This is a genomic window from Rhodococcus sp. IEGM 1318 (assembly GCF_033142465.1).
Classification (GTDB): domain Bacteria; phylum Actinomycetota; class Actinomycetes; order Mycobacteriales; family Mycobacteriaceae; genus Rhodococcus_F; species Rhodococcus_F qingshengii_B.
Genome location: NZ_JAWLSC010000011.1, coordinates 109,968 through 130,803, shown reverse-complemented (window position 1 = coordinate 130,803; position 20,836 = coordinate 109,968). Strand labels below are relative to the sequence as shown.

Genomic DNA, 20,836 nt, shown 5'->3' with positions numbered 1-20,836 from the left:
GCCCATGACCGAGTTCCGTTCAGCGTTTCTTCAGCTTCGGATCGTCACACTGCATTCATGCCTGCAACTGTGTCGACCGTGCGAAACGTGGTCACCGAAGTCCTGACCGAAAGCACTACCGCGGAAATTGCGGTTGCCGCAATCGTGGTAGCCGCAGCACTGTTCACGTTCGGTTCGATCTACCGAGCTTCCAGCGTTCGGTCTACAGTCCTCCGCACGTGCGGACTCGTGCTTGCCCTGGTGACGCTGTCGATCCAGGTATATCGAAACGGGTGGTTGACGAGCTTCGACGGGCCGGTGACCAACTGGATGGTCGATCATCGGAGCGGCGCCCTGGACCAGATCGCAGCCGCAGTCACAGATCTCGGCAGTCCTGTCGCCACCGCATTGCTCGGGATCACCTGCGGGGTGCTCATCTCGTGGCGAGCGCGTTCGGTAGTCCCAGGCTTGATCGTGATCGGAACCGTTGGCGGTGCAGCGGTTGCCAGCACAGTCATCAAGGCACTAGTCAGTCGCGAACGTCCGCCGACCAATATCCAAGTACTTCTCGAGACCGGCCACTCGTTCCCGTCCGGTCACGTGACCGGCACAGGAGCGCTGTTCGGCATCGCGGTTCTCGTTGTGAGCCTCGACCGAACACCGGCCGTCAAACGCCTTCTGATGCTCCTCGCCGTGACGGTCACCGTCGTCGTCGCGCTCACTCGCCTCTACTTGGGAGCTCACTGGCTCACCGACGTCATCGCCGGAGCCGTTCTCGCGACACTCGCGGTCACTGTGGGCGGCGCCGTCTTCCGGTTCCTCGGCACCCCCATCCAAGCCGAATCAACTACTGCTGCAGTGTGCTCTGCAGAACCTTCAGCACTTCACGAGCCGCAGTCGGTCCGGTATTGAGGTAGAAGACGTCATCGTCGACAGCAACGGCGTGGTTGGCAACCACACCACGTAACTGCGCCCACAACGGCGCGTTCGTCAACGTCACCGGGTCCCCACCCTGCACCCCGTAGAAGATCCAATCAGCGTCCGCCACGTTCAACTCTTCCTCACTGATGTCTCGGGAGGTGTCGTCGAATTGCTGCGACTCCGGACGCGTCAGGCCGGCGTCCTGGGCGATACTGCCGGTAAACGAAGGAATACCGAAGATGCGCAGCCGATTTCCGTTCTGGCGGCTGAACGACACCGTCGGCGGCGACGAGAGGGAAGCACCCAGGGCTGCGGCATCCGCGTTGAAGGTATCCAGTAATGCCGTCGCCTGCTCTGTCTTGCCTATTCCGTCCGCAACGAGCAGGAAGTCCTGCTTCCAGTTGACGCCGGTCCCCTGCGTTGCCACGGTGGGTGCGATCGCCGAAAGCTGGTCGTACAGCGAATCGGCATCCTTCCCTGCGACATTCATCAAGATCAGGTCGGGGTCGAGCTTGACGATCGCTTCGTAATTCGGCGTGAAGCGCCCACCTGCGTCGACGACATCACCTAGCTGAGTTCGGAATTCGGGGTATGCGGCCGACAGGTACGGCGGCACCAGGTCCGCACCGTCACCACGCGTAGAACCTGCTGGCACGACACCGAGCGACAGGAGCGCATCGGCCTGTCCGGTCGAGATCACCACAACCTTCTCCGGCCGTGATTCGATCGTGGTGTCCCCTTCGAAGTGTGAGACGGTGCGGGGAAATTCGCCGTCCGACTTCCCGCTCCCCATGCCGGCCGGGACTTCTCGCGGAGCGACAAACGCAGAGTCCGTCGGCGCCGACGCTCGGATCTCAGCATCTGCGGTCGAGGCGTCCTCACTCGAGCAGCCGCTGAGAGTCGCCACCAAGGCCAGTGCGCCGATCAGCAGGGCACTGCGTGATGTCTTTGGAAAATTCATGATCGTGTCCCGTACGTCGCGATGTTTGACAGATTCGTCCTCCGTCATGGTTAGGTCACCCTACCCTTCTAAGAACTGTAAACTATATCTGTGTCAGATACAGTTTCAGAGCGTGAATCACACGGGATCGATCGCTACTCCACTCGCGTGCCCACCACAGAAGAAGCATCGAGATCACTCATCGCTGCGGCCTTCGAATTACGTCGAGCGCTGCGCGAATACATGGACGCATCAGGCACCGACGCGACTTTGCCAGAGGCACAATCCGAAGTACTTCACGATGTTGCGCACCATCCGGGCACTCGCATCGGGGCTGTCGCCGATCGACTCTCCAGACGCCCGAACACCGTCAGCACACTGGTGCGCACACTCTCCGACAAAGACCTGATCGAGCGACGGCCCGATCCCACGGACGGGCGAGTGAGCACGCTTTACGTGAAGGACGAACGAAGCGCGCGACGGGACCGTCGGTCCGAACTACGCGTCGGCGTCCTCGCCGAAGAACTGGCATCCCTCGACGAGGGTGACCTCGACACGCTGACCGCTGCCATCGGCATCCTCGACCGGGTCAATCGATCATTGCGAGATCACGCGCCGCGGTGACACTGCTCAGGTGACTTTCCCGCTCTTCTCGTAGACGTCGGCAAAACGCTTCATCTGCTCCGTGATGCCCGTCAGGCTGTACCCCGTACGAAGTTCGACCGGCGCAATCTGTCCCGAAACCACAGCCGGAAGCCTGGTGAAAGTCGGCGAATTGAGCTCCGGTGCATCCGACCAAGTCGGCGGAATCAGGAGGAGATCAGCCGGAAAGACGCCCGGCTCTTCCCAACTCGCCGACGCCCAGAAACCGTCCTCGCTGTCGAGCTTGGCGAATTCGACGCCCATCATTTCGAGAATACTTCCGAGCGGAGTCCATCCCGGCACCGCGTAGTCAAGGCTCGACTCCAACGGAATCACGTATGCAACAGAGATATTCGACCGCGAAGTAGCCAAGTCACGCACTCGGTCACCGAGCGCACTCAACTCTTCCCGTTTCGCCGCGTAGACCGGCGAGGTGTCGGTGCCGCCGATACCCTGGACCAACGAACTGAAGCTGTCCAGCGCCGCTTGCGCCCCGTCGGTGATCTTGACGCCGGCAATGGGAGCAACCTCTTCGACGCGAGCGATATTGTCACCCCAGATGCTGCCGAAGTTCCCGCCGTTGTACGAACTCCAGATGTCGATGACGAGATCCGGGTCCACTGCCAGGAGTTTCTCGGCGCTGATATCTGTGTCAATCTCGCTGACATGGGCAATTCCGCTGAAGTCGAATGCATTCAACGTGGATTCGTCGAGCCTGGAGAATCCGATGATGCCGACCGGAATGACGCCGTATTCGAGTAGCACCGGCGCGGTGTCCGCCGTCGCCACAATTCGTTCAGGGACCTTGTCGAGCGAAATCTGCTGCCCACGCGCATCAACATACGTCCACGCTTCACCGTCGGACTTCGTGTCGGTCGTCGAGGTGCCACACGCTGCCAGTACCGTCGAAAGTGCCACTGCCACAGCCATGAAGATGGCCCTGCTACCGCGTTGGGAACGCGGCGCAACAAAATCGATCACTTCTGCCCCATGCTGTCGAGCGGGTTTCGGGAGAAACCCGAACCCGGAAAGTAAAGTAAGCCTCGCCTACATGGCTAACGGTAGAGCGGATCAGGAGTTGACGCAATCGCGGAGTTTTGTCAAAGAATGTCGAAATTCGATCAGCGGTCCGCGTTCTTTCGAAATGCCGTCGGCGTGACACCGGTGGACTGCTTGAAGGCGGCGACGAAACTACTGGGCGTCGAGTATCCGATCTGCTCTGCCACATCGGCCACCGCAATGCCTTGGCCGAGCAGGGACATCGCCACGTTCATCCGAAGCAGTACGCGCCACTGGCCGAAACTGACGCCGGCATCCACTTTGAATCGACGAGCCAAAGTGCTGGTACTGACACCGATCTCGTTCGCCCAGTCTTCGAAACTGCGTGGATCGTCCGGTTGGGACAACAGGTCGCGCGCAATCCGGCCGACCGGCCCCGAATCGGGAATCTTCATCGCTCCGCGCTCGTCGCCGTGAACAACGAGGTCGAAGAATACTTGCTCGGCGCGGCGCCTCGCATCGTCCGACATGTCGCGAGCACTCAGATGCAGAAACAACTCGTACAGAAGCGGCGTGCCGTGCACCGCAACCGGGTGATCACCGAGCGAAGGTCCCTGCCCTACAGCGCAATACACGGTCAAGAATTGCGCACCCGCGGCAACGCGCACCGAGTGCCGAACCAGTGCCGGTATCCACAGACCTCTGCCCGGCAGCAAAGTCCACATCTGAGCGCCTGAGCGTACAACCACTATGCCGGAACGAGGGAACAGAATCTCGTTCGATCGGTGTGCGTGGGTTTCCCAGGTCACCGGTTGATCAGCACTCGACGCACCACCCCACAGAACCAAATCTTCGGGCTCGTCGTCCAATTCGTGTTCGGATACCACCAACTCGTCGTTCGACGGCACGCCCCACCGGAGCCAATCACCGTCGATCTCGGATTTTGTCCGCCTCACGTCTACATCCCTGGATCGAGCGTCGTCTGTCCAGGTGACTGTAACCGCTGCCCACGCCGAACAGGTGCGGCAGAAGTTGATCCCACCGCACCTGACCGCGAGTTGTCGCTCTAGTTCATGTCGTTCGCAATGATGTTCTCGATATTCCGTTCGGCCAGAGCGGTGATGGTGACAAACGGATTGACTCCGACATTGCCCGGAACGAGGGATCCGTCCATGACGTACAGACCCGGGTACTCCGGCAGGCGACCGTAGCTGTCGGTCGCCTTGCCCAGCACGCAACCGCCGAGGGGGTGGTACGTCAACTGATCGCCCCATGTCTGCACCGGACCGAAGAGGTCGGTCCGGTAGATCGTGCCTTCCTTTTTGTTGATTTTGTCGAAGAGTTTCTTCGCCATGTCGATCGACGGCTGGTTCTGCGAGCGCTGCCAGTTCAAACCGACTTTGCCTGTTGCCGAGTTGAATTGGAACTGAGCGCGTTGCGGATTCTTGGCAATCGCCAAGTACAGGCTGACCCACAGTTCGGTACCGGCTGGGAAGGGTGCGATTTCCGCGAAGACAGGTGCGGATGCGTCAGCCCAGTTGTCGATACCCATCACGGGGATCGCCGACTGCTTCGCGCCGGTGGCGTCCCACATGTGATTGGCGCGCCCCACCATCACGTTGCCGTTGTGACCCCATTCCTGTCCAACAGCACCCGGCAAATTCGCCAGCTGCCCTTGTGCTTTCATCGCGACCAGGAGCTTACTGGTGCCGATACTGCCGGCCGCGAAGAAGACTTTGTCCGCCGTCACCGTCTTGGTGCCGACGGTGTTGCCCTGCTCGTTGATCTGATTCATCACCACTTGATAGCCACCGCCGGTCGCGGCCGGGGCTACCGAGGTCACGACGTGCAGAGCTGAAATGGTGAGCTTGCCGGTGGCGGATGCCGCAGCGAGGTACGTCTTGTCCAGAGACTTCTTTCCCGCGTTGTTCCCGTAGATGACCTCACTGACCAGGGCGGACTTGGTGACCTGGCCGGCAGCTTCCTGCTTCATGTAGTTGAAGTCGTAGACATTCGGCACGAACGTTGTTGTGTAACCGGATCTCTCAGCTGTTTTTCGCCCGGTCCGCGCGAACTTGTAGTACTCGGTCGATTCGAACCAAGCCGGGTCGATGTTGTTGACTCCGAGCGCAGCGTTCGCGCGCGGGAAATACGTCGAGTACATCTCGTTGGAATCGACCCCTGGCAGGATCTCTTCGAAGTAGTTGCGCTTGGGTGTGACGGCCATGCCGCCGTTGACCAGCGACCCACCGCCGACCCCTCGGCCTTGGTAGACCTTGATCCCGCCGAAATCCTCGGCGTCGAGAACACCGACGTAGCGGCTGATGTTCTTGTCCACAGAGCCGCCGGAGAAGTGCGAAACCGGTTGAACTGTACGGTCTCTGAGCCAGAAGGATCGACCGTCGGGCGAAAGCATCGGGCAGAAGATCTTGCCATCGGACCCTGGTGTGGTCCACGACTTCCCCATCTCGACCATGTGTGTGTCGATGCCGGCCTGCGTCAACCGAAGTGCCGCAACGGCCCCGCCGTATCCGCTCCCGATCACAAGCGCGGGGACACGGTCTCCGTCGTTCAATGCTCGCCTGGGCGCCGCGGCCGCCGTAGTCCACGAGGACGAGAGTGCAGCGGCGCCCACAGCTAATCCTGTTGCTGCCAAGAAGTTTCTACGCGAGAGCGTGGAATTGGTACGTGCGTGCCGTTCGTTGGATCCAGCGCGAATACTCAAGTGTGCCCTTCTCTTTCCGTGACCCCCGCGCTGAGATATACCGGGAGAAACCGAACGAGAAGTCCATACTCGTGGGTAACTTCAAGGAACCGTTGATTTTCCATGAAAAGGGCCGATGAACAGAAAGTTCACCGGCCCTCCGAAAGAACGAGTCAGGGAATTGAGATGCGACCTTCGACGGCGCCGAGTCCGATGTCCTTGCGGAAATGACCGCCGGGAAGCTTGACGTCGGCAATCTTTGCGTAGGCGTCGTCACGAGCTTCGGTCAGATCCTTGCCCACTCCGACAACACTCAGCACACGTCCACCGGCCGAGACGACGGCTCCGTCTTCACGCTTCTTGGTACCGGCGTGCAGGACTCCGTCGGCGTCGGCTCCGGTGATCACGTCACCGGTACGCGGGGTTGCCGGGTAGTTCTCGGCAGCAATCACGACCGTGACGGCGGAACCGTCGCGCCACTGCAACGGACCGACCGAATCGAGAGTTCCGGTCGAGGCTGCATTGAGTAGACCGCCCAGCGGCGTTTCGAGGAGAGCAAGTACAGCCTGAGTTTCGGGGTCACCGAACCGGCAGTTGAATTCGACCACGGCCGGGCCGTCGACGCCGATCGCCAGACCAGCGTAGAGAAGGCCGGAGAAGCTGCTACCGCGCGCCACCAACTCGGCAGCGACGGGCTTGACCACGTCGTCGACGATCTGCGTGACCATCTCGTCAGGCAGCCACGGCAACGGTGTGTACGCGCCCATGCCGCCGGTGTTGGGTCCGGAATCTCCGTCGCCGACGCGCTTGTGGTCCTGCGCCGGGAGGAGCGGGATCACGGTTTCGCCGTCGACGAGGCAGAAGAGCGAAACTTCCGGACCGTCGAGGAAGGACTCGAGGAGAACCGGGTGTCCGGTCTCGAGCAGTTCAGCGGCGTGATCCCGCGCGGCGAGACGATCCGTCGTGACGACAACACCCTTGCCTGCAGCCAGTCCGTCGTCCTTGACCACCCAGTTCGGTCCGAAGCGGTCGAGCGCGTCGTCAAGCTTCGCCGGATTGTCGACGATCTCGCTGTGTGCGGTCTTGACGCCGGCGACAGCCATCACGTCCTTGGCGAAAGCCTTCGAGCCCTCGATGCGCGCGGCGTCGGCCGACGGCCCGAAGCAGGCGATACCTGCTGCGCGCACTGCATCTGCGACACCGAGAACCAGGGGAACCTCAGGTCCGATGACGACGAGATCGGCCTCGACTTGCTTGGCCAGCGCGGTAACCGCGTCACCCGAGGCAACGTCGACGGGGTGCTGCTCGGCGATTTTTGCGATCCCGGCATTGCCAGGCGCGCAGATCAGGGCCGTGACACCTGGATCGCGAGCAAGAGAGAGAAGGAGGGCATGTTCACGGGCTCCGGAGCCGATTACTAGTACGCGCACGGGGAACAGACTACGGCCTGCGGTAACGGCGCTCTCGGAGTGCTACGGGTGGCGCCAAGGTCGCAGGGTTCGTCCTTTGTGCGAAATATCCGTTTCGAGATGAGATCATATGAATACCTGAATAGGTGAACAGATGTTTTCGGACATCTGTCCACCGAGGAAAGGACACCCGTGAAACTCCACAAACCAGGCGTTCTGACGCTCACCGCAACCGCCGCAATCGGCGCACTTCTGATCACGTCGTGCAGTAGCCCGACCGGCACCAACTCTTCGGGCAATAACGACGGCCTCGTCTTGGCCGACGGCTACGAACTGGGCGGCTACAACCCGGTCGCAGGCTTCGGCGCTGCCGGCGAAGCCAAGATGTACGACGGTCTCGTCCGGCTCACCGGAGGCACAGGCATGCCTGGGTTCGAGCCGTCTTTGGCGGCAGAGATGCCGACGGCCAACGCCGACGCGACAGTCTGGACGGTCAAACTCCGTGACGGGGTCACCTTCTCCGACGGATCGACCTTCGATGCCGCCGACGTGGTTGCCACGTACAAGGCGATCCTCGATCCCGCTTCCGCCTCGGAAGCGCGGTCGTCGTACGACATGATCAGCGATGTCGTGGCCGTCGACGACAGCACAGTCGAGTTTCGCCTCGCCTACTCGTATGCGCCGTTGCTGACGAAGATGCTGATCGGCATGGTTCCGTCGGAGTCGCTCGCGACACCCGGACTGGCCGCCGAATCGCCGTTGAACACCGCGCCCGTCGGTACCGGTCCGTACACACTCGTCGACCTCTCACCGGATCGAGCGGTCTTCGTGGCGAACGAGAACTACTGGGACGGCGCGCCGGAGATCAAGAAGCTGACTCTCCTCTACGTTCCCGATGACAACACCCGCGCCCAACGTATGGTGTCCGGTGAGATCGACGGAACCAATCTTCCTCCGTTGCTTGCCAATACGTTCTCGGGCAAAGAAAACATGTCGGTGACAGCCCATCAGTCGGCAGACTGGCGCGGCCTCTCACTCCCCACGAACAATCCCGTGGCGGGCGACAAAGCCGTGCGTATGGCGCTCAACCTCGCCGCCAATCGCCAGTCGATGATCGACAACGTCCTAGGCGGACACGGCAGAGTTGCGGCCACTCCGATCCCCGAGGTCTACGGCGACTCGTACAACCCGAATGCGACCTTCGCCTACGACCCGGCCGAGGCCGAGCGAATTCTGACCGAGGCCGGCTGGATCGAAGGTGCCGACGGAATCCGTTCGAAGGACGGCCGGCGCGCGCAGTTCACGATCATGTACAACTCCGTCGACACCGTCCGACGTGATCTCGCTCAGGCATTTGCCTCCGACGCTCTCGCCGTCGGCATCGAGGTGGACCTCGAAGCTCTCTCCTGGGACCGCATAGACCCTCGCATCAACCAGGATTCGACGCTTCTCGGCGGCGGCGACGAACCTTTCGACCCTGACACACAGGCGTACGACGCGCTGAACTCGAAGTACATCGCACCCGGGGTCGGCAGCATCTACGACAACGCCAGCGACTACTCCAATCCAGCAGTCGACGCAGGCTTGGAAGTAGGACGCCGCAGCCTGGATCAGGCAACGCGTGACGCCGCGTATCGCGACGTTCAGCAGGCGTACGTCGAGGATCCCGGATTTGTCATCCTCGTCTTCCTCGACCATACGTACGTATCGAAGGATTCCGACTGGCAGATGTCCGGACCGGTACTCGAGCCACACTCACACGGTGTGACCTGGGGTCCGTGGTGGTCACTGCAGACGTGGGCCCGAGGGCAATGACAGCGGTCGACGTTCGGGCAGACGCGCCGCCGTCGCGGGGCCACCGTGACAACTCCCGCCGAAAGGCCATCCTCACGATGGTCGGTCGGCGGGTGTTGTTCATCGTGCCCGTGATCGCTGTGGTGTCCGCGGGACTCTTTGCCGCCGCGTCGATTTCACCGTTCGATCCACTGGTCGGCTATCTCGGCACGCGATACATGACGACCAGCGACGCGGACAAAGCGTTGATCGCCGACCAGATGGGTTTCGACAACCCCTGGTACAGCACGTACTGGAATTGGCTTCAGGGTGTGCTCACCGGTGATCTCGGAATTTCCAGATCGTTCAATCAGCCTGTTGCCCAGGTTATCTCCGAACGTCTGCCGTGGACCCTGCTGCTGGTCGGCATCTCACTCATCATCGCGATTCTCGCCTCGCTGGCACTCGGTGTTCTCGCCGGAATCCGCAGTGGAGGGTTCCTGGACAAGATCGTGTCCGGGCTGAGCGTCGTCGTACAGGGACTTCCGCCGTTTGTCTTGTCGCTGGGGGCCATCGCGCTCTTCGCTTTGACTCTTGGCTGGCTCCCGGTCGCCGGACTGACCGATGGGGGTGCCGATCCCACACCGGGACAGGTCATCCGACACTTGATCCTACCGGTGACGGTGCTCGCCATTTCGCAGATGCCGTGGCTCCTCCTCGCCGTCCGAGAATCCGTCGTGGGCTCGAAAGGCGAAGGGTTTGTCGCGGGCGCAGTAGCGCGCGGAATTCCTACGCCGACCATTACGAAGCGCCACATACTGCCGACGTCACTGGCACCTTTCGTGAACATCGTCGGCGTGCGGTTGCCCGAACTGATAGTCGGGGCAGTGCTGGTGGAAGAGGTCTTCAGTTGGCCGGGGATCGCCGGCGCCATCGTTTCCTCTGCCCGCGACCTCGACATGGCTCTGCTCGCGTTCCTCACCGTCGGTACGACATTGACGGTCATGCTCGGCTCACTACTTGCCGACGTCCTGGTTGCAGTACTCGACCCGAGAGTGAGTACCGATGGCTGAACGACGCTTCAAGATCGCCCTCGGCGTGCTGATCCTCGTTGCGCTGTACGCAGCGATGGTCCCATGGTTGGCCGACGTCGACGACCGAGTCACAGACTTCTCGGCGGCTCGCCTGGCTCCGTCGTTCGATCACCCGTTCGGAACCGACTCGGCGGGCCGAGATCTGTTCGTGCGTATAGCTGCAGGCATTCGAACCTCACTACTCATCGCACTCGCCTGCGCGCTTCTCGCCACGGTGATCGGCGTCGCCGTCGGTACCACGGCCGGCCTGGTCGGCGGCTGGGTGGACAGGTTCGTCATGCGCGGCACCGATGCCGTCAACGCACTCCCCCACCTGTTGCTCGGCATCGTCATCGTCGCAATGTTTCGCGGAAGCATTGCCGCCATCGTGCTTTCGATCGCACTGACCCACTGGACCCAAGTGGCCCGGATCATCCGCTCCGAGATCTTGAGTCTGCGCGAACGACCGTACATCGACGCCGCCATTCTCGCGGGGGCAAGTCGGCGTCACGTGATCATGCGCCACCTCGTGCCGGCGACGGCGCCGCAGGCCTTGATCGCGGTTGTTCTCCTCCTACCCCACGCCGTCTGGCACGAATCTACCTTGTCCTTCCTGGGTTTCGGCCTTCCCCCACACAAGCCCAGTCTAGGAACGCTTCTCGAAGAGGCACGCAGTTCTCTGCTCCTCGGCGGTTGGTGGACGCTGGTATTCCCCGCCGCAGTCCTCGTGATCGCCACCGTCGCAGTTGCAGTCGCCGGTTCGGCCCTGCGGTCGATGCTCACGCCCCCTCGACCTTCGGAGTTGCGACTGTGAACCACGGCCTGCGCATCGAATCCCTCACCGTCAGGATCCCTCTACCCGGAGGATCCGTAGTCCACGCTGCGAGCGACATAGACCTCTCCGTTCCGGCCGGCACGGTGACCGCACTCGTCGGCGAATCCGGGTGTGGCAAGTCGATCGTCGCCACCTCGGTCATGAACATGTTGCCGCCGAAAGCTTCTCGAACTGGAGCGGTCACCGTTGGCACCCCCGATCAGGAGATCGACGTCTTCTCCGGCACCGCGTTCCGGGGGCGACATGCTGCGCTCGTTCCGCAATCTGCCGCAACACATCTCACCCCTGTTCGAACTGCGAGATCGCAACTGCAAGAAACCATCGACGCGCTCGGCAGCGATCACACCTGTGACGGCTTGGCGCTTCGCGTCGGACTCGAGCCCTCGGCTCTGGACTGCTACCCGCACGAACTGTCGGGTGGCATGGCGCAACGCGTCGCCATTGCCGGTGCATTGGCCGGGAATCCATCGGTGATCGTGGCTGACGAACCCACTGCCAACCTCGACCGCGAACTCACCGACCACGTCATGAGCCTGCTTCGCGAGTGCGCGGACGCCGGGGCGGCAGTCCTGCTCATCACCCACGACCTGGCATCACTCACCCGCAGCGGCGTCGCGGATCGACTTGCCGTCATGTACGCATCACGCATCATGGAAACCGGTCCGGCTACTCTGGTATTCCAGGATCCACTCCACGACTACACCCGAGACCTACTCGGCGCCTTACCTTCCCGCGGTTTGAATCCGATCCCCGGCTCGCCACCGCAACTGACCGATCTCCCCGACGAGTGCGTCTATCACCTACGACGCCCGGAGTCGAAACAGTCCGGTGGACCGACCGAGTTGGTAACCCTCGGCGAACGCACGTACCGAACATTGCGGAAGGTGGGCTGACATGAGTCTGCAGGCATTGGGAATCACCAGTGGTTACCACCGAAACAGACCGGTGCTCGAGAACATCTCCCTCGAGATTCCGACGGGAAAGCTGATCGGCCTGACCGGCCCTTCGGGCACCGGAAAATCAACACTTGCAAGGATTCTCGCCTCACTGGACGCACCGTGGTCAGGCGAAGTGCGGATCGACGGATCACCCGTTGTGGGTACCAAATTCTCGGTACCCACGGCACTGCGCGGCACGGTGTCCATGCTGTTTCAGTCGCCCCGTGCATCAACCGACCCACGGCAGACGCTCGCCTCGATCATCGGTCAACCCGGCGATATTGCCGGCAGCACAATTGATGTGGTCGCACTGGCAGCAGAAGTCGGCCTCACACCAGACCTCCTCTCTCGTAGACCCCACCAGGTCAGCGACGGCCAACTACAGCGAGCCTGCCTAGCGAGATCGCTGGCGCAACAACCGAAATACCTCATCTGCGACGAGGCGACGGCGATGCTCGACGCCGCCACGACGGCCGCGCTCATTCGGTTGATCGAGAGTCGCGCCGCTGAAACCGACGTCGGCGTATTACTTATCAGCCATGATCGCGAATTACTCGACGCCTGCTGCGACGTGGTCCACGACCTCGACGGCGTTCGCACTTAGGGCGTGTTGTTAAACCTGATCCGGCAGTTCGCGGGCGAGTGTTAATGCATGTCGCGTGATGCGATTCGGATGAAGCGTGGGCTGTGATCGGTCCGTTGTTCCCGAAGGTGAAGGCAACCGGTCAACCGCCGGTAGAGCGGCGCACGGTACTCGAGGCGACTGCGGGTCGGTTTCGGACGGGAGCCCTGTGGCGCGAAGCGCTGGAGGGGTTCAGGAGTTGGGTCACGATCTACAAGAATTTCGACTCGGCCTGAGATCTTCATTGCCGCCTGCACCAAAGAGGCGCTTACTGATCACACGGCACCGTGAACGACACTGGTTTGCCGCTGGCGCGCGCATACGCGACCTCTCGGCGCGTGGACTCGCCGATGTATCCGCCTGGGTTGACAACCAGAACCTGATCGGCCAGGTCGATCTTGCGCAAGTGAAGCGCGTCGAGCAGTGCCTTCTGCTCGACAGAGATCGCCTCGCCTGCTTCACCCGGCGCGACGACGATGACGCCTGCGAACGTCAGATCGCGGTTCACCTCCCGCATCTCTTCAGCGAATCGGGCAGAGCCGCAAATACAGACAATCTCAGGTCGATCAGGCACGGTTCAGTCTCTCATCAACTCGAGAGCCCGCGACCACACCAGTCTCATCAGTCACCTTCGGCAACACACCCCAGCCCATACGAATTAGCACTTGACTCGAACGCATGTTCGATTATGCTCCGTGTAGGGGATCGGGGGATTCAATGACTGTCTTATTGTCGGACGTGGTGTCTGGTTCTGCGGTGGGGTTACGCGGACGTCTGTGGCGGTTTTCTGCTGCTGAGTTGCGAGAGGCTGCGGTGTCGGCGAGTGCGGAGATTCTGCGCCTGGACGCCGTGCGGGTGGCGGTCGTGGACGAACTCTCGTTGCGTTCCGATGATCAGGTGATTGCCAGTCGCGGTGTCGGTGCGTGGTTGGCGGCCAACACGATGTTGCAGGTTCGGGACGGGAAGAAGATCGCCGCCCTCGGTGCGGCGTTGCGGCCGTTTCCGGCAGTGGCAGCGAGATTTGATTGTGGGGATTGCTCGTTCGATCATGCGGTGTTGATCGTGGCGTTCTGTGAATCATCACCGAAGGGGATGCCGGAGGAGGCATTACCGAAGTGCATCGATTTGTTGTTGGCTGCCGCCTCGGGAGTGGAAGCGACGACAACGAAGGTGCGGAACGTTATCGCGACGTTGGAGCGGTTGTTCGAATCCGATGAGATTCCGCCCGCCGAAGACGTCGATCGCAACGAGCTCCGGATCGCCTCGACCTTGAACGGTCGGGTGGTGGTCCGCGGAGATTTCGACGCCCTCACCGGAGAAATGCTGCTCTCCGCCCTGTCGAATCTGACGATGCCCACCCCAGCACCGGACGGAACCCCCGACGCCCGGTCCGCGGCGAAGCGAACCGCGGACGGGTTCACCGAACTGATCCGCCGCTACCTCGACTGCGCCAACACCGGTACCGACGGCGGACAACGCCCGCACGTGAACGTGCACATCAACGCCCGCGATCTGGCCGAGCACCGCGATTGCGCCGCGGCGCCTTCTGACGTGGACGACGAAGACTCACCCGATCTGGACCTGTCAGATCTCGATGTTGGGCACATGCCATGGCTCGGACCACTGTCGGTCTCGCAGACCAGATTCCTCGGGTGCGATTGTTTCCTCTCCACTGTCCTGCTCGACGACCACGGCGCACCGCTCGATGCGAAACCAGGAAAACGTCTGGTCACCGCCGAACAACGAGTCGCCCTGATCGCCCGAGACAAGGGCTGCGCGTTCCCGGGTTGTTCGTGTGTTCCGGCGTGGACTGATGCGCACCACATTAGGCACTGGGCTAACGGCGGCCCTACGGTGATGAACAACCTTGTCCTGCTGTGCCGCTCGCATCACCGGCTGATGCACCGGAAAACGGGGTTCGTCGGAAAATGGGAAATCCGAATCGGCGTCGACAACAAACCCTGGTTCATCCCGCCACCCTCGATCGACCCCGGGCAGCATCCCAGGCCGGCGAACACCACATTCAAAACCTGAGAACAGCTTCTCAGGCACAACAGAACACGGCCAGGTCCGCATCGGAAGTGCTCCTCCGATGCGGACCTGGCGTGCGTTCTTGCTGGGTCAGCCTGCAACCGTCAAGTCGTAGAGGGTCACCCCGTCCACCGTTGTGGCGGTGAAGTTTTCGGTCACCCACGTCGAGATAGCGGTAGCGGTGCCTTCGGCGTTCATACCGCCACCCATCCCGCCGCCGGCGATGAAGAAGTGAATTTTGCCCTCTGCCACGTACTGTTGGAACTGCGCGAGCGTCGGGGACGGATCGCTCCCGTTGAACCCTCCGATAGCCATGACCGGTGACTGCGTCGCAAGCTGATAACCCGAGGCGCTGTTGGACCCGATTGCCGCGGCGACCCACGTGAACTGGTCGGAGTTCTCTTCGAGTGTGGACACGACCGCTGCTCCCGGTGTGCTGCCCTGCAGTAGACCACCGGCGGCACCGCCACCCATTGCCCCTCGCGTTCCATCGGTGGTCGATGTGGTGGTGCCCGGAGCTATTGCACCACCGGGCATCTGGCCCATTCCTGCAGGTGGCGTTCCGTCCGTCCGACGGTTACCGCCATCAGCCGTGCCGCCGAATCCTCCGAATCCTCCGCGGCCACCGCCTGGTCCACCCATTCCACCTTCGACGCTCGGTCCGGCCGAAACTATGGAGCCGGTATGCGGAGTGTTGATCGTGTCGATCGCGTAGGCAGTCGGACCCGCCAAGCCGGTGAAGATCGCCGCGAGAATCACTGCCACGGCCAGTCGACCTCTCGACACCGCCGGAATCAGCACTGCCACGGCAGCGACGATGCCGACTACCAAAATGGCCCACCGGAGCCACGGTACGAATGACGGCGAACGCCCGAGCAGTACCCACGCCATCGCGACGGTTGCGGCAAAGGACACCGCCAGAATGATGCGAACCCAGAGGACGTCGCGATGACGCCACGCCACTACGGATCCTGAACCGAGCAGCGCGGCGATCGCTGGCGCCAGCGCAACGGTGTAGTAGGCGTGGAAGATTCCCGCCATGAAACTGAAGGTCAGTCCGGTCACCAACAGCCACAGTCCCCAGACGATGAACGAGGCGCGCTGTGTGTCGACGCGCGGAGCCTTGCCTCGCAGCACGATTCCCGCCACCAGAAGTATCAGTGCGGCAGGAATCAACCAGGCAATCTGCCCGCCCTGGGCAGATTCGAACAGGCGCGTAATGCCGGTACTCCCCCATATGCCGCCACCGGCCCCACCACCTGGAGCCATACCCCCCGCTGGCATACCCCCTGCTGGCATACCCCCTGGCGCCATACCACCCGTTGCCTCGCCCATTCCCGGGAAGCCCCCCGCAGCGGCGCCGGTCGCAGCATCACCAGGACCGCGCATTCCACCGCCGCCGACGCTCCCGGTCTCGTTGCCGCTCAAGCGTCCGAGCCCGTTGTAGCCGAGCGTCAGTTCGAGAATCGAATTGTTCTGCGAACCACCGATCCATGGACGTGAGTCGGCCGGCCACAGTTCGACGATTGCCAACCACCATCCGGCGGAGACGATCAGGCCGCCCAGTGCAGCGAACAGTTGAAGTACCCGCTTACCCAGTTTCGGCGGTCCGGCGATCAGATAGGTGAGTGCCAGTGGCGGCACCACCAACATGACCTGCAATTGCTTAGTCAGGAAACCGAATCCGCAGAAGACACCGACCAACACGAGCCAGCGGGTTCGGCCGTCCTGCACGGCGCGCATCATCGCCCACACTGCTGCGATCATCAGGAGTACCAGCATGGCATCCGGGTTGTTGAACCGGAACATCAGCGCCGCTACGGGAGTGAGAGCCAGCACCAAACCGGCGAGTAGTCCGGCGGCAGCCCCGAAGTACCGTCGAACCGTTCCCCACAACAGTGCCACCGATCCGACACCGAGCAGCGCCTGCGGCACTAACATCGCCCAGGAGTTGAGTCCGAAGATGCGAACTGACAGCGACATCAACCACAGGGACATCGGCGGCTTGTCGACGGTGATCGAGTTCGCAGCGTCCGAAGAGCCGAAGAAGAAGGCCTTCCACGACACCGAACCTGCCTGTACCGCAGCGGCATAGAACGAGTTGGCCCATCCGGATGCACCCAAGCCCCAGATGTAGGCAACTCCGGTGCCCACCAACAGCACTCCGAGCGCCCACGGCTCCCAGCGCACCTCACGCTGCGGTTCCGGCGCCGGCACCGACGCGGCTGATCCTTCTGCAGTGGCGGTCATCGATCAGCTCCTACGGGTTGTGCGGTGCGAAACACCCAGCGCAGTGCGATGAATCGACTCACTGTGGCAACAAGATTGGCAATGACGAGTACAGCAAGCTCGACGTGTTTGGACGCATCGTGCGCCACAACGTCGAGCACGAACAACGATCCGCTGGTGAGCAGCAACCCGAACCCGAACACGAGCAGGCCCTGCATCTGGTGCCGGGCGGATCCTTCCGAGCCCCGGATCCCGAAGGTGAAGGCTCGATTGGCGGCGGTGTTGAACACCGCGGTCACCAGTAATGCGACGGCATTGGCCCACTGCGCACCCATAATCGAGTGCAGTGCGAGATAGAGCAGCGCGTACGCAAGCGTAGAAATGACTCCCACCACGGCGAAGCGTGAGAGTTGACCGACCATGCCTCGCGGAACACCCGGAACCAACGGTTCACGGCCGAAACTCGCCCTGAGCTCGGCCAGTGGGAGTGAGCCGGTCGAGAGTGCTCGCCCGACGCGAACCACACCTTTGAGGTCGGCGACTGCCGTGGCGACGATGTCTACCCGGCTGTCCGGGTCGTCTACCCAGTCGACAGGAACCTCGTGAATTCGCATTCCGGCACGCTCGGCCAGCACCAGCAATTCGGTGTCGAAGAACCATCCGGTGTCCTCCACCAGCGGAAGTAGTTGCCGCGCAACGTCGACGCGCATGGCTTTGAAACCGCACTGGGCGTCGGTGAAGCGAGCATGGAGCGCGCCTCGGAGGATGAGGTTGTAACTACGCGAGATAAACTCACGCTTGGGGCCACGGACCACGCGGGACGAACGTGCCAACCGGGACCCGATGGCGATGTCCGAGTGTCCGGAGAGCAGCGGAGCAATCAACGGCATCAGGGCGTTGAGATCGGTCGAGAGGTCGACGTCCATGTACGCGACCACGTCCGCGTCGGAATCGCTCCACACCTGCCGAAGTGCTCGACCACGGCCCTTCGCATCCAGGTGCACGACCCGGACATCGTCGAACTCTTCGGCGAGGGAACGTGCGAGCACCAAGGTGCCGTCGACGCTGGCGTTGTCCGCGATGGTAATTCGCGCAGAAAATGGCACCTGCGTGCGTAAATGATGGCGTAAGCGACGCACGCACGTCTCGAGGCCCGCCTCTTCGTTGTATACCGGGACGACCACGTCCAGCACTACAGTCGTCGCGGAGAGCTCCCCTGCGTCCGTGCTGCCCGCGGTCTGCATGGCTTCTGTCGTCATGCGTCCTAGATTTGTCGGGCCTGCTCCGACGAACCTGCGTCCAGCCTGGGAGTTTCCTGGCAACCGGACGCGGGCTAACCTCGGGGTATGCCTTCAGTCTTCAGCGCCATCATCAACGGGGATCTACCAGGACGTTTCGTGTGGGAGGACGACGACGTTGTCGCGTTCCTGACCATCGCACCGGTAACGCAAGGTCACGTACTTGTCGTACCGCGAGCCGAGGTCGATCAGTGGCAGGACGTAGATCCTGAACTCTTTGCCAAGGTCACCGCTGTTGCCCGCACCCTGGGTCAGGCTGTGAGGAAGGCGTTCGACGCGCCGCGGGCCGGTCTCCTCATCGCAGGTCTGGAAGTTCCGCATCTTCACGTTCACGTCTTCCCCGCATACGACATGGGGAACTTCGACATCAGTGGCGCCGACACTTCGCCGTCACCCGAATCTCTCGACGAGGCACAGACCAAACTCAAGTCGGCACTACGCGACCTCGGCTTCGAGGCAACAGTTCCGACTCGTTGATCGCGTACCTTTGACCGAATTTCGCTGGCCGATAACTGGACTCCCCGCCGCAGCCTCCAACGGAGGTTGCGGCGGTCGCATTTTTCGCTCCTACCGACCGTGACCTGCGATTGCACACCGAACAGTCCGTTTCGCGCTGTCGCGCGAGCACGAGTTTCGCTGCTACCGTGGGGCGCTGGTCCGGGACCTAGGGCCCTAAAACTAGTTCACGTGTTAACAGTCGGAGGACAAGGGAGCAATGCAGGAACGTGCCAAGATCAGTCGGCGTCAGATTCTTCGTGGCGCTGCCGATCGGTTCGAAGTCACGGGGTACGGCAGCACGAGTATGAACGACATCGTGTCCGCGGCGCAGATGACCAAGGGCGCGGTCTATTTCCACTTCTCGTCCAAAGACGAATTGGCTCAAGCTGTCATCGAAGAACAGCACCAGATCTCGATCACCGCCTTCACCGCAGTTGCAGCCACGGGCGCACCGGCACTGGAACAGCTCGTTATGGTGTGCCACGAGATGGGCCGCCAGCTTGTCGCGGACCCGATTGTTCGTGCGGGAGTCCGACTTACCCTCGAATTGGCCTCTGCTGACGGTTCGCAAGGTCCGTACCTCGCGTGGATCCGCGAGCTTCGAAAACTGGCCGAGGCCGCGAAACGCGAAGGCGATATACGTGACGACGTGGAGCCGGAATCGGTGGGCCGCGTGGCGATCTCGGCATTCACCGGCGTTCAACTAGTTTCGAACGTGCTCACCAGGCGAAGCGATTTGGACGACCGCATCGACGAGTTGTTCACTCTCCTGCTGGCCGGCGTCGTCTCCGACAAGCGCCGCGGCGATGTCGACAGCCTTGTCCGCTGCCGGCTCGAAACATACGCTTCCTGATCTGGAACACCCCGACGCTCGGATGATTCGGCATATCCGCACCGAACCTTCCGGTCAGCTTCGTCGATTCGTACAAGACCCCCCGTCGTCGACTCATTATCGTCGAATCCACGAATAACCCAGATATACGGATACCGACGAAGGGCTTCTCGAATGACCGAAACTGCCACGTACGTTGAGAGCGCAAAGCAGGAGATCGCTGCTGTACTGGCCGAAGCGAAGACCGATGCGTTCGTCCACGCACGCGACATCGATTCCGGCGAAGAGTTCGGCTACGGTGCTGACGAAGGTGTCATCCTCGCCTCCGTGTTCAAGATTCCTGTCGTACTCCAGTACGCCCGTGAAGTAGCGGCAGGCACCCTTGATCCGACCGAGCACGCCACGGTGACCGCCGAGTTCCGCTCCGGCGGCATCGGTATCGGCGGCTGCGCCGACGATGTCACCGCCAGCTGGCGAGACCTCGCTCTGCTCATGATGAGCTTCAGCGACAACGCCGCCACGGATTTCTTGTTCGAGCGTCTCGGACTCGACAACATCGTCGCAACGCTGCGTGGGCTCGGTGTGGAGAAGACCAACTTGGTCCGCGACTGCCGCGGTTTGTTCAAATCGGTCTACGACGACCTCGGAGTCGACAAGGGCACCTTGCTTGAAATGCCTCCGATCGAAATTCTCCGGACGATTTCCGTCATGGATCCGGCCCGCTCCAACTCCAGCACTCCTCGTGAGATCACAATGTTGCTGGCTGCAATCTGGAGGGACGAAGCCGGCCCCGCGTCGGCCTGCGAAGAGGTCCGAACGATCATGAGCAAGCAGGTCTGGCCACACCGCCTTTCATCTGGTTTCCCCGACGAGGTCACCGTCGCTGCCAAGACCGGGACATTGGGACTGGTACGAAACGAAGCCGGCGTCGTGGCGTACCCGGACGGTAAGCGTTATGCCGTCGGTGTCTTCACCAAGTCCCACGCACTCACTCATCGTGCCCCGAAGATCGACGCCTCGATCGGAACCGTCGGACGCATCGCAATCGAAGCACTTCGCAACAACTGACCGGAACCCACCGATAAAAATGCGGGTCGCGCCGAGAAACCAGCG

At 61.8% G+C, this 20,836-nt stretch carries 19 protein-coding genes and 1 pseudogene; 12 read left to right on the top strand and 8 right to left on the bottom strand.

Annotated features, from left to right (window positions below):
- The first annotated feature begins 57 nt into the window (after positions 1-57).
- The gene (locus R4P65_RS23965; protein ID WP_317828389.1) at positions 58-891 is read left to right on the top strand and encodes a phosphatase PAP2 family protein; all 834 of its coding nucleotides are present in this window, start codon (positions 58-60) and stop codon (positions 889-891) included.
- Here the strand turns inward: R4P65_RS23965 and R4P65_RS23960 are convergent.
- Entirely contained in the window at positions 827-1,861 is a 1,035-nt protein-coding gene (locus tag R4P65_RS23960; protein ID WP_317828388.1) for an ABC transporter substrate-binding protein, read from the bottom strand. The two genes, R4P65_RS23965 and R4P65_RS23960, sit on opposite strands and share 65 nt — an antisense overlap.
- Positions 1,862-2,008: 147 nt before the next feature.
- Between R4P65_RS23960 and R4P65_RS23955 the strand changes: the two genes are divergently transcribed.
- Positions 2,009-2,464, top strand: coding sequence for a MarR family winged helix-turn-helix transcriptional regulator (locus R4P65_RS23955; protein WP_317828387.1), 456 nt, complete (start codon positions 2,009-2,011; stop codon positions 2,462-2,464).
- Positions 2,465-2,470: 6 nt separating this feature from the next.
- Here the strand turns inward: R4P65_RS23955 and R4P65_RS23950 are convergent, their stop codons facing one another.
- The 4 genes from R4P65_RS23950 to purD all read right to left on the bottom strand — a co-directional run bounded on the left by R4P65_RS23950 (position 2,471) and on the right by purD (position 7,615).
- On the bottom strand, positions 2,471-3,412 hold the full coding sequence (locus R4P65_RS23950; protein WP_317828386.1) for an ABC transporter substrate-binding protein: 942 nt from the start codon (positions 3,410-3,412) through the stop codon (positions 2,471-2,473).
- A gap of 191 nt (positions 3,413-3,603) precedes the next feature.
- Positions 3,604-4,437 carry an AraC family transcriptional regulator gene (locus tag R4P65_RS23945; protein ID WP_317828385.1) on the bottom strand — a complete coding sequence of 278 codons (834 nt, stop codon included), beginning with the start codon at positions 4,435-4,437 and terminating at the stop codon, positions 3,604-3,606.
- Between the two features lie 110 nt (positions 4,438-4,547).
- Positions 4,548-6,116, bottom strand: a complete 1,569-nt coding sequence (locus tag R4P65_RS23940; RefSeq protein ID WP_230815101.1) for a GMC oxidoreductase — start codon at positions 6,114-6,116, stop codon at positions 4,548-4,550.
- Between the two features lie 242 nt (positions 6,117-6,358).
- On the bottom strand, positions 6,359-7,615 hold the full coding sequence (gene purD / locus R4P65_RS23935) for a phosphoribosylamine--glycine ligase (RefSeq protein WP_317828384.1): 1,257 nt from the start codon (positions 7,613-7,615) through the stop codon (positions 6,359-6,361).
- Between the two features lie 171 nt (positions 7,616-7,786).
- Between purD and R4P65_RS23930 the strand changes: the two genes are divergently transcribed.
- The 6 genes and pseudogenes from R4P65_RS23930 to R4P65_RS33205 all read left to right on the top strand — a co-directional run.
- Positions 7,787-9,409 (top strand): ABC transporter substrate-binding protein, encoded by a 1,623-nt coding sequence (locus R4P65_RS23930; protein WP_317828383.1) that lies wholly within the window; start codon positions 7,787-7,789, stop codon positions 9,407-9,409.
- Positions 9,406-10,440 (top strand): ABC transporter permease, encoded by a 1,035-nt coding sequence (locus R4P65_RS23925; RefSeq protein ID WP_317828382.1) that lies wholly within the window; start codon positions 9,406-9,408, stop codon positions 10,438-10,440. Before R4P65_RS23930 ends, R4P65_RS23925 begins: the two co-directional genes overlap by 4 nt.
- Positions 10,433-11,254, top strand: coding sequence for an ABC transporter permease (locus R4P65_RS23920; RefSeq protein WP_317828381.1), 822 nt, complete (start codon positions 10,433-10,435; stop codon positions 11,252-11,254). The genes R4P65_RS23925 and R4P65_RS23920 overlap by 8 nt, the downstream gene beginning before the upstream one ends.
- On the top strand, positions 11,251-12,168 hold the full coding sequence (locus tag R4P65_RS23915) for an ABC transporter ATP-binding protein (protein WP_317828380.1): 918 nt from the start codon (positions 11,251-11,253) through the stop codon (positions 12,166-12,168). Before R4P65_RS23920 ends, R4P65_RS23915 begins: the two co-directional genes overlap by 4 nt.
- 1 nt (position 12,169) lies before the next feature.
- Positions 12,170-12,817 (top strand): ABC transporter ATP-binding protein, encoded by a 648-nt coding sequence (locus tag R4P65_RS23910; RefSeq protein ID WP_317828379.1) that lies wholly within the window; start codon positions 12,170-12,172, stop codon positions 12,815-12,817.
- A 77-nt stretch (positions 12,818-12,894) separates the two neighbouring features.
- Positions 12,895-13,071, top strand: a pseudogene (locus tag R4P65_RS33205) (transposase); the annotation flags it as partial.
- Positions 13,072-13,103: 32 nt separating this feature from the next.
- Here R4P65_RS33205 and R4P65_RS23905 read toward each other — a convergent pair.
- Positions 13,104-13,343: a hypothetical protein gene (locus R4P65_RS23905; RefSeq protein WP_317828378.1), complete on the bottom strand. Its 240-nt coding sequence runs from the start codon at positions 13,341-13,343 to the stop codon at positions 13,104-13,106.
- Between the two features lie 209 nt (positions 13,344-13,552).
- Between R4P65_RS23905 and R4P65_RS23900 the strand changes: the two genes are divergently transcribed.
- Positions 13,553-14,869 carry an HNH endonuclease signature motif containing protein gene (locus R4P65_RS23900; protein ID WP_317828377.1) on the top strand — a complete coding sequence of 439 codons (1,317 nt, stop codon included), beginning with the start codon at positions 13,553-13,555 and terminating at the stop codon, positions 14,867-14,869.
- An 87-nt stretch (positions 14,870-14,956) separates the two neighbouring features.
- On the opposite strand, the gene R4P65_RS23895 is transcribed toward R4P65_RS23900, so the two are convergent.
- Positions 14,957-17,116: a glycosyltransferase family 39 protein gene (locus tag R4P65_RS23895; protein ID WP_317828376.1), complete on the bottom strand. Its 2,160-nt coding sequence runs from the start codon at positions 17,114-17,116 to the stop codon at positions 14,957-14,959.
- Positions 17,113-18,354, bottom strand: a complete 1,242-nt coding sequence (locus R4P65_RS23890) for a glycosyltransferase (protein ID WP_411742584.1) — start codon at positions 18,352-18,354, stop codon at positions 17,113-17,115. The genes R4P65_RS23895 and R4P65_RS23890 overlap by 4 nt, the downstream gene beginning before the upstream one ends.
- 87 nt (positions 18,355-18,441) lie before the next feature.
- Here R4P65_RS23890 and R4P65_RS23885 point away from each other — a divergent pair, with 87 nt between their 5' ends.
- The 3 genes from R4P65_RS23885 (at position 18,442) to R4P65_RS23875 (ending at position 20,791) form a co-directional block, all read left to right on the top strand.
- Positions 18,442-18,870 (top strand): HIT family protein, encoded by a 429-nt coding sequence (locus R4P65_RS23885; RefSeq protein ID WP_230814918.1) that lies wholly within the window; start codon positions 18,442-18,444, stop codon positions 18,868-18,870.
- A 238-nt stretch (positions 18,871-19,108) separates the two neighbouring features.
- Positions 19,109-19,744, top strand: coding sequence for a ScbR family autoregulator-binding transcription factor (locus tag R4P65_RS23880; protein ID WP_317828375.1), 636 nt, complete (start codon positions 19,109-19,111; stop codon positions 19,742-19,744).
- Between the two features lie 153 nt (positions 19,745-19,897).
- Positions 19,898-20,791 carry a serine hydrolase gene (locus R4P65_RS23875; RefSeq protein WP_317828374.1) on the top strand — a complete coding sequence of 298 codons (894 nt, stop codon included), beginning with the start codon at positions 19,898-19,900 and terminating at the stop codon, positions 20,789-20,791.
- Positions 20,792-20,836: the final 45 nt, after the last annotated feature.

Bases quoted from the DNA above. Each gene is read 5' to 3' on its own strand.
- R4P65_RS23965 (WP_317828389.1), top strand. From the start codon at position 58: ATGCCTGCAACTGTGTCGACCGTGCGAAACGTGGTCACCGAAGTCCTG.
- R4P65_RS23960 (WP_317828388.1), bottom strand. From the start codon at position 1,861: ATGAATTTTCCAAAGACATCACGCAGTGCCCTGCTGATCGGCGCACTG.
- R4P65_RS23950 (WP_317828386.1), bottom strand. From the start codon at position 3,412: ATGGCTGTGGCAGTGGCACTTTCGACGGTACTGGCAGCGTGTGGCACC.
- R4P65_RS23925 (WP_317828382.1), top strand. From the start codon at position 9,406: ATGACAGCGGTCGACGTTCGGGCAGACGCGCCGCCGTCGCGGGGCCAC.
- R4P65_RS23920 (WP_317828381.1), top strand. From the start codon at position 10,433: ATGGCTGAACGACGCTTCAAGATCGCCCTCGGCGTGCTGATCCTCGTT.
- R4P65_RS23910 (WP_317828379.1), top strand. From the start codon at position 12,170: ATGAGTCTGCAGGCATTGGGAATCACCAGTGGTTACCACCGAAACAGA.
- R4P65_RS23900 (WP_317828377.1), top strand. From the start codon at position 13,553: ATGACTGTCTTATTGTCGGACGTGGTGTCTGGTTCTGCGGTGGGGTTA.
- R4P65_RS23895 (WP_317828376.1), bottom strand. From the start codon at position 17,116: ATGACCGCCACTGCAGAAGGATCAGCCGCGTCGGTGCCGGCGCCGGAA.
- R4P65_RS23890 (WP_411742584.1), bottom strand. From the start codon at position 18,354: ATGACGACAGAAGCCATGCAGACCGCGGGCAGCACGGACGCAGGGGAG.
- R4P65_RS23885 (WP_230814918.1), top strand. From the start codon at position 18,442: ATGCCTTCAGTCTTCAGCGCCATCATCAACGGGGATCTACCAGGACGT.
- R4P65_RS23880 (WP_317828375.1), top strand. From the start codon at position 19,109: ATGCAGGAACGTGCCAAGATCAGTCGGCGTCAGATTCTTCGTGGCGCT.
- R4P65_RS23875 (WP_317828374.1), top strand. From the start codon at position 19,898: ATGACCGAAACTGCCACGTACGTTGAGAGCGCAAAGCAGGAGATCGCT.